We start from the raw sequence: 11,595 nt of genomic DNA, 5'->3' as shown, positions 1-11,595 counted from the left end.
AGGCCCGCACCTCGTCCCCCGAGGAGCGGGCCTCCGCGCTGCCTCCCCACCACTGTGACCCGGCTTTCCGAGTACCGCGCAGGCAGGGCCATGGAGCTCAGAGTGACGAGATGGCCGGAGTGCGGTCGGAATCGGCGTCGGTGCCGTCGGGGTCGTGCATGTCGTCGCTGTGGACCGGGCCATGGGGGAGTAGCCGGTCCAGCCACTTCGGCAGCCACCAGTTGGTGCGGCCGAGGAGGGTCATGGTCGCGGGGACCAGCACCATGCGGACGACCGTGGCGTCGATGAAGATCGCGGTGGCCAGGCCGAGTCCGAACATCTTGCTGGAGGGGTCCTCGGCGACGGCGAAGGAGAGGAAGACCGCCACCATGATGAGGGCGGCCGAGGTGATGATCCGGGCGGTGCGCGAGACGCCCTCGACGATCGCCGTGCCGTTGTCGCCGGTGCGCAGGTACTCCTCGCGGACGCGGGAGAGGAGGAACACCTCGTAGTCCATCGACAGGCCGAACAGGATGGCGAAGAGGAACATCGGGATGAACGAGACGATCGGAACCGTCGCTTCGAGCCCGATGAGCGCGCCTCCCCAGCCCCACTGGAAGACCGCGACCATGACGCCGTAGGCCGCGCCGATGCTCAGCAGGTTCAGCAGCACCGCCTTGAGCGGGACGAGGACCGAGCGGAAGACCAGCATCAGCAGCAGGAACGACATCGCCAGCACGGTGGCGACGAGCAGCGGCAGGCGCTGGCTGGTGCGTCGGCCAACGTCGGACAGGTTCGCGGCGGCGCCGCCGACGTGGGCCCTGGCGGGGCCGGGCCCGATCGCCGTGGGCAGGACATCGGTGCGCAGTCGGGCGATGGTGTCGGCGGTGGCCTTGTCCTGGGGGCTGGTGGTCGGGAACACCACGAGGGTCGCGATGCCGGTGGCCCGGTCGATGTGCGCCGGCGCGACGGAGGCGATGCCCGGATCCGCCGCGACCGTGGCGGCGAGTCGGTCCAGCACTCCCGGATCACCGGCGGGGTCCGCGGCGATGACGAGGGGACCGTTGGTGCCCGGGCCGAACCCCTCGGCGACGAGGTCGTAGGCCCGGCGCTCGGTACGGCCGGGGGGCAGTGAGCCGTCGTCGGGCAGGCCGACGCGCAGGCCGAGCACGGGCAGCGCCGCGGTCAGCAGCAGTCCCGCCGCGCCGACCGCGTACGGCACCGGGTGCCGGCTGACGTGCCCGATCCAGCGACGCCACCCGGCGGCATCGGCGGCGTCGGCGGCGTCGGCGGCCTGGGCGGCGCCCGTCACCCGGTCCCGCCGGAGGGCCCGGCCGATCCGGCCGGCCCGGGCCAGGCGCGGACCGGCGGCGCCGAGGAAGGCCGGCAGCAGCGTGACCGACGCGACCACCATGATCAGCACGACGATCGAGACGGCGATCCCGCCCACCGTCATGAACGGCACGTTCGCGACCGCCAGGCCGAGGATCGAGACGACGACGGTGCCGCCGGCGAAGACCACGGGCCGGCCCGCCGTGGCCACCGCCCGCCCGGCCGCCTCGCGGGGATCGAGCCCGCGCGCGAGGTACTCCCGGTGCCTGGCGAGCACGAACAGCGCGTAGTCGATGCCCACGCCGAGCCCGACCATGCTGCCCAGGACCGGCGCGAAGGTGGGGACGTCCGTCACCCCCGCCAGCACCGTCATCGTGGCGACCCCGACGGTCAGTCCGAAGACCGCCATGCCGATCGGCAGCGCGGCGGCGACGAGCGAACCGAACGCCAGGAACAGGATCGTGGCCGCGGCGAGGAGGCCGATCAACTCGCTCACGCCGCCGTCGGAGTCGGAGAAGGCGTAGAAGAGGCTCCCGCCCATCTCGATGCGCAGGGGCAGTTCACCGCGCAGCCGGTCGCCGAGCTTCACCAGGGCGGCGAGGTCCTCGGCCGACAGCCGGCTCTGGTCGGGGTACTGGACCCGGACGACCGCGATCCGCCCGTCGGCCGAGACGAGGCCGCCGCGCACGGCGGCGTCCCCGCCCGCGTCGAGTGCCCCCGCCGGGTCGCCGGTGCCGAGCACGTGCGGCAGCCGCTTCACCTCGGTCTGCAGCCGGGTGAGAGCGGTGCGCGCGCCGTCGTGGTCGAAGAACGTCGCGGCGCCGTCGAGGGGGGTGACGACCACTTGGGCGGTCATCCCCTCCTGGCCGGTGCCGGCCCGCTCGATCAGTGCCGCGGCCCGCTGGGAGTCGAGCCCCGGAGCGGTCATCGAGTCCGCGTTCCGCCCGCCGAAGGCGACGGCGGCGAGGACGGCGAGCGTGGCGACGACCAGCCATGTCGCGATCACCCGCCAGGGATGGCGGGCGGCGCTTGCGCCCAGGCGCAACAGGGCTTTCGAGAGCATCGGGTCCTCCAACCACCTCGTCGGCCGTCCTTGCACGGCCGCCGACGTCGAGGTTCGCCGCCACGGCGCCGCGCGGCATCGGCCCGCGGGCCGCGGATCCGTCGGCCCCGGAGCGGAGTGACGACCCGTACTTTCGGCCGATGCGCGGCCCGCCGCGGTCCCTAGGCTGGGAACCGTGCTCCGAGACGACCTGCGAACCCTGTGGACCGAACCCCGGCCGCCCGACGCGCCCGCCCGGCTGCGACGGGATTGGGCGCTGCCCGCCGCGGGCCTCGCCGGCGTGGCGCTGGAGGCCACCCTGCGCGAGGACGTCGTGTGGCGTCCGGTGGCGGTGGTGTTCGCCGTCTGGCTGTGCCTGCTGCCGCTGTGGCGCCGGACCCGCCCGCTGGCGACGGTCACGCTGGCGTTCGGCTCGGTGATCCTGCTTCAGGTGGCCGCGCTGGTCGCCGCGCCGCGCGAGCCCGTCGGCCTGTACACCGGCGCGGTCGTGCTCGTGCTGGTGTACGCGCTGCCCCGGTGGGGATCGGGACGGGAGGTCGTGCTGGGCGGCGCGGTGATCGTCGTGGGGTGCGCGCTGTGCGCCGTCGCGGACGCCACCCCGGTCGTCGAGAAGGTCGTGGGCTTCGTCTTCGGGCTGCTGCCCGGCGTGCTCGGGGCCGCGGTGCGGTTCCGGGTGACTGCCCGCGAGCGGCAGTTGGACCAGGTGCGCTCCCGCGAGCGCGAGCAGCTCGCCCGGGAACTGCACGACACGGTGGCCCACCACGTGTCGGCCATGGTGATCATCGCCCAGGCGGGCCGGGTGGTCGCGGGCACCGACCCGTCCGCCGCGGTCGAGGCGCTGGAGGGGATCGAGGAGGAGGGGGCACGGACGCTGGAGGAGATGCGCGCCATGGTCGCCGCGCTGCGCGACCGCGGGGTCGGCGCCGAGCTGGCACCCCCCGCCGGCGTCGCGGACCTGGAGCGCCTGGTGCGCACCCCTGGCGGTCGCATCAGGGTCGACCTGGGGCTCGACGGCGAGCTGGATACACTGCCCCCGGCCGTGGACGCCGCCGTCTACCGGATCGTGCAGGAGTCGGTGACCAACGCGCGGCGTCACGCGGTCGACGCGACCGAGGTCGTCGTCCGGGTCGCCGCTGAACGGCACACGGTGCGGGTGAGCGTGCGGGACGACGGGCGGCGCACCGGCCGGGGTCGCGACGGGTACGGGCTCACCGGACTGCGTGAGCGCGCGACCCTGATCGGCGGCACCCTACGAGCCGGCCCGGGGAACGACCGGGGCTGGCACGTCGAAGCCGAGCTGCCGAGAGCGAGGAAGGAGAGCGGTGTCCATACGCGTCCTCGTCGCTGACGACCAGACGATCATCCGCACCGGGCTGCGGATCATCTTGAACGCCCAGCCCGGTATCGAGGTGGTCGGCGAGGCCGCCGACGGGCGGGAAGCGGTCCGGCTGGCCCGCGAACTGCGCCCCGACGTCTGCCTGTTCGACATCCGCATGCCCGTGCTCGACGGCCTGGAGGCCACCCGGCTGCTCGCCGGCCCGGGCGTCGCCGACCCGCTGGCCGTGGTCGTCATCACCACGTTCGACCTCGACGAGTACGTCTACGGCTCGCTGCGCGCCGGCGCCCGCGGCTTCCTCCTCAAGGACACGGGACCGGACCTGCTGGCCCAGGCCGTACGGTCGGCCTCCGACGGGGAGGCGCTCATCGCGCCCAGCGTCACCGTCCGCCTGCTCCAGGCGTTCGCGGACCTGCCCGCCGGCCGGCCCGCGGCCCAGCCGGTCTCACCCGTCACCGCCCGCGAGGAGCAGGTGCTCCTCGCCGTCGCGCGCGGGCTGACCAACACCGAGGTCGCCGACACCCTGCATATCAGCCTCAGCACGGTGAAGACGCACCTGGCCAGCCTGATGGCCAAACTCGGCGCCCGCAACCGGGTCGAGATCGCGATGTGGGCCTACGAAACGCGCCGCATCCTCCCCGCAACCTGAGCCGGGCTCCGTGGTGGCGTGCTGATGGTTGGTCAGGTCCGGAATCCGGTTCGTCAATGAGATGAACCGGAGCCGGCGGATGCGTAGGCTCGGGGCCGTGGCCGACCAGATACAGAAGATCGTGACGGAACTGCCGGACCTGAGGAACGTCAAGGGCGTGTGGGCGGTGGCCGACGACCGGGTCGCGCGAGGCGATGCCGCCTTCGCCGCGGACCTCGGCATCGCCCTGGCCGGGACGTACGGCTCGGGGGAGCCGGTGTGGCAGTACCGAAACGTCTTCGACCATCTGCTTCGGCTGCTGACCACCACCGCCGGCCCCGGGAACGTCGCCCAGGCGGCGCGGCTGGTCTCCTCGGCCGAGGTCGCCGACCGGAAGCTGGATCGCTACGCGGCCTCGCTGCTGGCCGCGTGCCAGGAGGCCGAGGACCTGGCGGTGGCGTTCACCGACAGCGCTTCGGAGGAGCTTCTGGCCTGCCTGGTCCATGAACTGGTCCTCAGGCGGGTGGTCGTCGAGCGGACGCCGGAGATCGTGGGGTGGGCGACGTCGCGCCATCGGGGTCAGCACCCACTGGGCTGGCTGCCGCTCACCCTGTCCGAGTTGGAGCGAAGCGCGGACCTGCCGAGGCACAGCGTCCGTGGCCGCGGCCAGTCGATACCGTACGACCCCTCGGAGAGCCGCGAACTGGCGGTGCTCGCCGACGTCGACGTCCCTTCGTGGGAGGAGACGACAACGGAGGCCACTGCCGCGGCGATGGGCAAGGCGGTGGAGGGCTGGATCGCGGACTCCAACGGACGCGTGGAGGCACGGGTGTTCGAGCTGGCCGACCCCCTGGAGGCCCGGTCGGTCCCGAACGCGCTGCTGGGAGTGGGGTTGGAGTGTCTGCACGGGGTGGGGGACGGGGCCGCCCTGTCGGTCGCCGTCCAGCCGCCCGCCCAGGCATGGCGAGTGCTCTTCGCCGCGGCGTCGACAGGTGGGGCGTACGGCTCCGGTTCCTTCGGCGCCTACGGCCGGCTGGCCGCCTGGCAGTCCCTGGCCGCGCTGGCCGGAAGCCCCGAAGGCGCCACCCCCGACGAGGTCGAGGCACGTGTGCGGGGCTGCGTCTGGCACGGGTTCGCCGCCGACACGAAGTGGTTCGAGCAGGTGGCATGGGACATCGGCCTGGCCGCCCTCGCGCCGGGCCGCCGCCGCCTGGCCGTGCTGGCCGCCACCGACACCGACTGACCAGCCAGCACGACGTCTTCCACCACGCCCGGTCCGGGGGAGGCTCCGGTCGCCCTGTCGGCCCGTTCGGGTTGCCGGGGCGGCGGGTTCTGGGGAGGCTCGCGGAGGAGCAGCAAGCCCGGCAGCCGAGGAGACCCGTCATGTCCGAGCGCACCCAGCCCGAGCCCGCCCAGCCGGGTATCGCCGAAGCCAACCGTGCGGTGCTCGGCCGGTTCGCGTTCGACGACGTCCGGGACTTCGAGGACGCCAAGCGCGGCTTCCTGGGCACGGCGGCCGAGCCGCTGGTCGCGGACGGCCGGGGGACGACGGTGTGGGACCTGGAGGCGTACGGGTTCCTGTCGGAGCCGTGCCCGGACACGGTGAATCCGAGCCTGTGGCGGCAGAGTCGGCTGGTCGGCGACCACGGCCTGTTCGAGGTGGTCGAGGGGATCTACCAGATCCGCGGCTTCGACCTGTCGAACATGACGCTGGTGGAGGGCGAACGCGGCGTCCTGGTGATCGACCCGCTGATCTCGGCGGAGACGGCGGCCGCCGGTCTGGCCCTCTACCGGGCGCACCGGGGCGAGCGCCCGGTGACGGGCGTGCTGTACACCCACAGCCACGTCGACCACTTCGGCGGGGTGCGCGGCGTGCTGCCGGAGGACGCGCAGGTGCCGGTGTTCGCGCCGGAGGGCTTCCTGGAGCACGCGGTGAGCGAGAACGTGTACGCGGGCACGGCGATGGGCCGGCGGGCGGCGTACATGTACGGGGCGGCGCTGCCGAAGGGGCCGCGCGGGCAGGTCGGCGCGGGCCTGGGGCAGACCACCTCCACCGGCACCGTGACGCTGGTCCCGCCGAACGCGCACATCACCCGTACGGGCCAGGAGGAGGTGGTGGACGGCATCCGGATGGTGTTCCAGCTGACCCCCGGGACCGAGGCGCCGGCGGAGCTGAACATCTTCTTCCCGGACCACGCGGCCCTGTGCATGGCGGAGAACGCCACGCACAACCTGCACAACCTGCTGACGCTGCGCGGTGCGCAGGTCCGCGACCCGCACGTGTGGTCGCGGTACCTGACCGAGGCGGTGAGCCTGTTCGGCGCCGACTCCGAGGTGGCCTTCGCCTCGCACCACTGGCCGGTGTGGGGGCGCGAGCGGGTGGTGGCCTTCCTGTCCGAGCAGCGCGACCTGTACGCCTACCTGCACGACCAGACGCTGCGGATGCTGAACACCGGCCTGACCGGCGCGGAGATCGCCGAGCTGATGCGGGTGCCGCCGGCCCTGGAGCGGGCCTGGCACACGCACGGCTACTACGGCTCGGTCAGCCACAACACCAAGGCGATCTACCAGCGGTACCTGGGCTGGTTCGACGGCAACCCGGCGCACCTGTGGCAGCACCCGCCGGTCGAGGCCGCCGCCCGGTACGTGGCGTTCATGGGCGGCGCGGACGAGGTGGTGCGCAAGGCCCGGGAGACGTTCGCGGCGGGCGACTACCGCTGGGTGGTCGAGGTGGTGAACCACGTGGTGTTCGCCGAACCGGACCACGCGGAGGCCCGCGCCCTGCAGGCGGCGGCGCTGGAGCAGCTGGGCTACGGCAGCGAGAACGGCACCTGGCGCAACTTCTACCTGATGGGGGCGCTGGAGCTGCGCGACGGCTCCGTCGGCACGCCGACCCAGGCGGCCTCCCCCGATCTGCTGGCCGCGCTGACGCTGGACCAGCTCTTCGACGCGCTGGCCATCCGGATCGACGGCCCGGGCAGCTGGGACGCCGACCTGACGGTCCGCTGGGACCTGCGGGGCGTCGAGCGGCCGGTCACCCTGCGCCTGCACAACGGCGTGCTCACCCACATCGAGGGCGCCGGCCCCGCGGTCGCCCCGCCCGGGGTGACGGTCGCCATCGACGAGGCGGACCTGCGCGCGGTCCTGCTGGGCGCGGCGGACCTGGAGAAGCTGGCGGCGGACGGCCGGGCCGAGCTCACCGGCGACCCGCGGGTGCTCACCGACCTGCTCGGCCACCTCACCGCCCCCGACCCGGACTTCGCCATCGTCACGCCCTGAGGACGCCGGTCGATCGCGAGGTGCGGGCATGACCGAACCCAGGCGCAGGGCCGGGGCAGAGCGGGGGGAGCGGGCGGTGGTCGGTGACGGCCTGCGGGGCCCGGCCTGATGCGGCGCCCGTCCCTGCGCGCCCCGTCCCTGCGTGCCCTGGGCCGGCCGACGCCCGGCGACGTCACGGCGGGCCTGGTCACCGGCCTGTTCTCGATCCCGGAGGGCATGGCGTACGCCTCGATCGCCGGGTTCAACCCGGTCGCCGGCCTGTTCTCCGGCGTCGTCCCGGTGATCGTCGGCTCCCTGGCCGCCCGCACCGTGCTGATGGTCACCACCCTCACCAGCGCCATCGCCCTGACCGCGCAGAGCGTGCTGAGCGACGCCGGACTCGACCCCGCCGACACCGGGAACGTGGCCGTCCTGGGCCTGCTGTCCGGCGCGGTGATGCTGCTGATGGGCGTCCTGCGGCTCGGCGTGATCCTCAGCTTCGTCTCCAACGCGGTGATGGTCGGCTTCTCCACCGGCATCGCCCTGCAGATCGTGGTCGGCGTGCTCAAGGACGCCACCGCCTACCGGCCGCGCGGCCACAACAAGCTGGCGCAGCTGGCGGACTGGCTGCTGCACGCCGGTTCCTGGCAGCCCGCCGCGACGCTGGTCGCGGCCGCCACCGTCGCCGCCTGGGCGCTCGCGCACGCCGTCAAACGGCTGCGCACGGTGGCGCTGCTGGTCGCGATGGTGACCGTCAGCGCGGGTGTCGCGGCCCTGGGCGCCGACGTCGAACTGGTCAGCGACATCGCCGACATCCCCGCCGCGCTGCCGCACTTCACCGCGCCCGACTGGTCCGCCGCGCCCCACCTGCTCGGCGGGGCGCTGTCGATCGCCCTGGTCGCGCTCGCCCAGGCCGCCGGGATCAGCCCCTCGGTGCCCAACCCGGACGGGACGAAGCCCGGCGTCAACGGCGACTTCACCGCGCAGGGCCTCGCCAACGCCACCGGCGCGCTGTTCCAGTCGCTGCCCGTCGGCGGCTCCCTCTCGCGCACCGGCGTCGCCGTCTCCGCCGGTGCCCGGACCCGCTGGGCGGGCGTCTTCTCCGGTGTCTGGCTCGCCCTGATCGTGCTCACCCTCGCCCCGCTCGCCGAACACATCCCGATGCCCGTCATCGGCGGGCTGGTCATCGTGGTCGGCGCCGAACTGATCGTCGGCAAGATCCCCGACATCAGGCTCGTGCTGCGCACCTCCGCGCTGTCCGCGACCGCGATGGCGGTCACCTTCCTGGGCACCACCCAGCTGCCGCTGCAACAGGCGATCATCCTCGGCGCCGTGCTGTCCCTGCTGCTGTACTGCGCCCAGGCCGCCCGGCAGGCGAGCCTGCTCAGACTCACCCCCACCGGCGACGGCCGCTGGCGGACCGCGGCGGTCCCCGACCGGCTGCCGCCCGGGGAGGTCACCGTCCTCGACTACGCCGGCGTCAGCCTCTTCGCCGAACTGCCCGCGATCGAACGCGCCTGGCCCGAGCCCGCCCCGCGGGCCGTCCTCGTCCTCGTCCTGCGCCACCTGCCCGACGTCCCCTCCTCGGCCATGATCAAACTCCTCGAACGCCTCGCCGACGACCTCCACCGCGCCGGCGGCCGACTCCTGCTCGCCGGGGTGCAGCCCCCGCTGGTGCGCATCGCCGAGGCCACCGGCCTCGCCCGGCACCTGGGCCTTGGGGCGATCGTGCCCGCCGACGACACCGTGTTCACCGCCGTCGAGACGGCCGTCCGCACCGGCCGGGAGTGGATCGACGCCACCCGGCCGACGGCCTGACCGCCCCGCCGCGGCCCCGTAGCGGCCCCTCATCGGGGTCGGCCGCCGGGGCGATCCCTCCGCCCCGGCGGCCGACCGGGAAACGGTTCAGTGCTTGCCCGCGTCCTTGATCTTCTCGCCGGCCTGCTTCAGATCGCTCTTCGCCTGCTCGACCTTGCCCTTGACCTCCATGGGCCGGTCGCCCGTGGACCGGCCGACGGTCTCCTTGACCTTGCCGCGGGCCTTCTCGGCCATGTTGCGCATCTTGTCGGAGGTAGCCATGTCGTGCGCTCCTTTCGCCCGGTGGGGCGGGGTCCGCCCCTCGCGGGCGCCTGCCCCGGACGCGCGGTTCCATGCCCGACGCGCCGGGGCGTCCGCGAACCGGGTGTGGGCCGCCCCCGGCGCGGGCACCCGCCGTACGGTGACCAGGCTGACCACCAGCGACCCGCACGGCCCCGGCTGGCAGCGCCGCCGGTACGGACGCGGGTTCGCCTGCTCATGTGCCGCAGAACATCATCCGGTCCGAGACTGAAACGCTTGTACGACCAGTATTCGGACGAATCTGCGATGACGAACCGCGAGAAAAGGTACTTGGCGTCCCGTCGGTGAGAATCCGAAGAGCTGACTAAGTCAGTCGATCGGGTGAGGGTGAAATGGGTGAATCCGAGCCCGTATACCTGCTCTGACCGACCGCCGCGGACGACGCGTCGGTGGACGTGCTGTACACCGCCGAACTCGTCAACGACAGCGGGACCTACAAGTTGATCGTGCGGGACCTGGTACACGGCTCCCTGCAATCGGTCACCGTCCCCCGGAGGACAGTCGGAAAGATCCCCGCGTACCTGTCCATGGTCGGCCTCCAGTAGCGCTCCGAGGCGCACGGGAAAGCCGGTCCGCCCCCAAGGACCTTCGGCCTTGGGGGCTTTGGAGCGCAGGCTCTCGAAGTCCGACCATCCACGTCCGACCATCCACCGCAGGTCACCGGGGCGATTCGGTCCGCAGGCCGTATGCTGAGTCGCTGTTCGGACGAGGGGGAGTGGTGGCATGGGTGGCTGGATCTGGGCGCTGATACCCGCCGTGATCATCGGTGGGGGCTGGCTCGGCGACAACGTCCGAGGGGCGCTGAAGACGCGCCACGAGCGGAAGATGGAACTGCAGCAGGCCGCCGAGCGGAGGCAGCTCGCGCTCGACGCGGCGAGCCGTCCGCCGGAGCCCGTCTGCGGCTGCACCCATCACCTGGCCAAGCACGACAAGCAGGGCAAGTGCCACGAGGTGGTCGAGGCGCCGACGGCCTGGGACGCGGAGCGCAAGCCCCTGCGGTACGAGCCCCGGTCGTGCAACTGCCAGCAGTACATCGGCCCCGAACCGCTGGGGACCGTTTTCGCGCCGGAGATCGTCGACCCCCGCTGACCGCGGACCGGCGCCGTCGTCCGCGGAGGGGTCACGGCGGAGGCGAGCCGTCGTCTCTTCGGCGGCGGCGGGGTGGTGTTCGTGGGAAGGGCGGGAGCTCCTCCGAGGGGGAGCCGTAGCGGGGATGGGATGACGTACGAGGTGAGGGGCCGGTTGCTCGGGCGGGGACGGGAGCTGGAGGTGGTGGACCGGCTGCTGCGTGAGGTGCGGGGCGGGCGCAGTCCGGTGCTGGTGGTGCGGGGGGAGGCCGGGGTCGGCAAGTCGGCGCTGCTCGACGAGCTGGCCGTACGGGCGGAGCGGAGCGGGCCGCTGCGGCTGGTGCGGGCGGCCGGGGTCGAGGCCGAGGCCGAGTTCGCCTACTCGGCCCTGCAGCGGTTGTGCGCGCCGCTGCTGTCGCACCTCGACGCGCTGCCGGCGGTGCAGCGGGAGGCGCTGCGGGTGGCGTTCGGGCTGAGTGCCGGGAACCCGCCGGAGATGCTGCTGGTCGGGATGGCGGTGCTCGGGCTCTTTGCCGAGGCGGGGGCGCGGTCCCCGCTGGTGTGCCTGGTCGACGACGCGCAGTGGCTGGACCTGATGTCGCAGCGGATCCTGGCCTTCGTCGGGCGTCGGCTGGACGCGGAGTCGGTGGCGCTGGTGTTCGCCGAGCGGGTCACCGGCGGGCGGGCGGAGGAGGGCTTCGCCGGACTGCCGGAGCTGTGGGTGCGCGGACTGGCCGACGCCGACGCCCGGGCGCTGCTCGACGGCGTGCTGCCGGGGCCGGTGGACGCCCGGGTGCGGGACCGGATCGTCGCC

Annotated in this window: 10 protein-coding genes; 8 read left to right on the top strand and 2 right to left on the bottom strand. The window is 73.5% G+C overall.

The genetic code is table 11. The annotated features are described in order from the left end of the window. Positions 1 to 97 precede the first annotated feature (97 nt). On the bottom strand, positions 98 to 2,374 hold the full coding sequence (locus tag AB0N76_RS13130) for an MMPL family transporter (protein WP_363556315.1): 2,277 nt from the start codon (positions 2,372 to 2,374) through the stop codon (positions 98 to 100). 175 nt (positions 2,375 to 2,549) lie between these two features. Between AB0N76_RS13130 and AB0N76_RS13125 the strand changes: the two genes are divergently transcribed. From AB0N76_RS13125 to AB0N76_RS13105, 5 genes are all read left to right on the top strand, one after another. Further along, a complete protein-coding gene (locus tag AB0N76_RS13125; protein ID WP_363556313.1) occupies positions 2,550 to 3,722 on the top strand; it encodes a histidine kinase in 1,173 nt (390 codons plus the stop codon). Further along, positions 3,697 to 4,359, top strand: a complete 663-nt coding sequence (locus AB0N76_RS13120) for a response regulator transcription factor (protein WP_363556311.1) — start codon at positions 3,697 to 3,699, stop codon at positions 4,357 to 4,359. The genes AB0N76_RS13125 and AB0N76_RS13120 overlap by 26 nt, the downstream gene beginning before the upstream one ends. Positions 4,360 to 4,456: 97 nt before the next feature. After that, the gene (locus AB0N76_RS13115) at positions 4,457 to 5,581 is read left to right on the top strand and encodes a DUF6183 family protein (protein WP_363556309.1); all 1,125 of its coding nucleotides are present in this window, start codon (positions 4,457 to 4,459) and stop codon (positions 5,579 to 5,581) included. 140 nt (positions 5,582 to 5,721) lie between these two features. Further along, positions 5,722 to 7,617 carry an alkyl sulfatase dimerization domain-containing protein gene (locus AB0N76_RS13110; protein ID WP_363556307.1) on the top strand — a complete coding sequence of 632 codons (1,896 nt, stop codon included), beginning with the start codon at positions 5,722 to 5,724 and terminating at the stop codon, positions 7,615 to 7,617. A gap of 108 nt (positions 7,618 to 7,725) precedes the next feature. Then, positions 7,726 to 9,414 (top strand): SulP family inorganic anion transporter, encoded by a 1,689-nt coding sequence (locus AB0N76_RS13105; protein ID WP_363556305.1) that lies wholly within the window; start codon positions 7,726 to 7,728, stop codon positions 9,412 to 9,414. 87 nt (positions 9,415 to 9,501) lie between these two features. On the opposite strand, the gene AB0N76_RS13100 is transcribed toward AB0N76_RS13105, so the two are convergent. Further along, entirely contained in the window at positions 9,502 to 9,675 is a 174-nt protein-coding gene (locus tag AB0N76_RS13100; RefSeq protein ID WP_363556303.1) for a CsbD family protein, read from the bottom strand. Between the two features lie 428 nt (positions 9,676 to 10,103). On the opposite strand from AB0N76_RS13100, the gene AB0N76_RS13095 reads away from it, so the two are divergent. From AB0N76_RS13095 to AB0N76_RS13085, 3 genes are all read left to right on the top strand, one after another. Continuing rightward, positions 10,104 to 10,259: a hypothetical protein gene (locus AB0N76_RS13095; RefSeq protein WP_363556301.1), complete on the top strand. Its 156-nt coding sequence runs from the start codon at positions 10,104 to 10,106 to the stop codon at positions 10,257 to 10,259. A gap of 178 nt (positions 10,260 to 10,437) precedes the next feature. Beyond that, the gene (locus AB0N76_RS13090; RefSeq protein ID WP_363556299.1) at positions 10,438 to 10,803 is read left to right on the top strand and encodes a hypothetical protein; all 366 of its coding nucleotides are present in this window, start codon (positions 10,438 to 10,440) and stop codon (positions 10,801 to 10,803) included. 129 nt (positions 10,804 to 10,932) lie between these two features. Then, a partial coding sequence (locus AB0N76_RS13085) for an ATP-binding protein (protein WP_363556297.1) occupies positions 10,933 to 11,595 on the top strand: 663 nt, incomplete at its 3' end.

Origin of the sequence: Kitasatospora sp. NPDC093806 (genome assembly GCF_040683335.1) — a bacterium.
Taxonomy (GTDB): domain Bacteria; phylum Actinomycetota; class Actinomycetes; order Streptomycetales; family Streptomycetaceae; genus Kitasatospora.
This window is presented reverse-complemented; position numbering and strand designations above follow the sequence as displayed.

Coding starts and splice junctions, on each gene's coding strand:
- AB0N76_RS13130 (WP_363556315.1), bottom strand. CDS start 2,374: ATGCTCTCGAAAGCCCTGTTGCGCCTGGGCGCAAGCGCCGCCCGCCAT.
- AB0N76_RS13110 (WP_363556307.1), top strand. CDS start 5,722: ATGTCCGAGCGCACCCAGCCCGAGCCCGCCCAGCCGGGTATCGCCGAA.
- AB0N76_RS13105 (WP_363556305.1), top strand. CDS start 7,726: ATGCGGCGCCCGTCCCTGCGCGCCCCGTCCCTGCGTGCCCTGGGCCGG.
- AB0N76_RS13100 (WP_363556303.1), bottom strand. CDS start 9,675: ATGGCTACCTCCGACAAGATGCGCAACATGGCCGAGAAGGCCCGCGGC.
- AB0N76_RS13090 (WP_363556299.1), top strand. CDS start 10,438: ATGGGTGGCTGGATCTGGGCGCTGATACCCGCCGTGATCATCGGTGGG.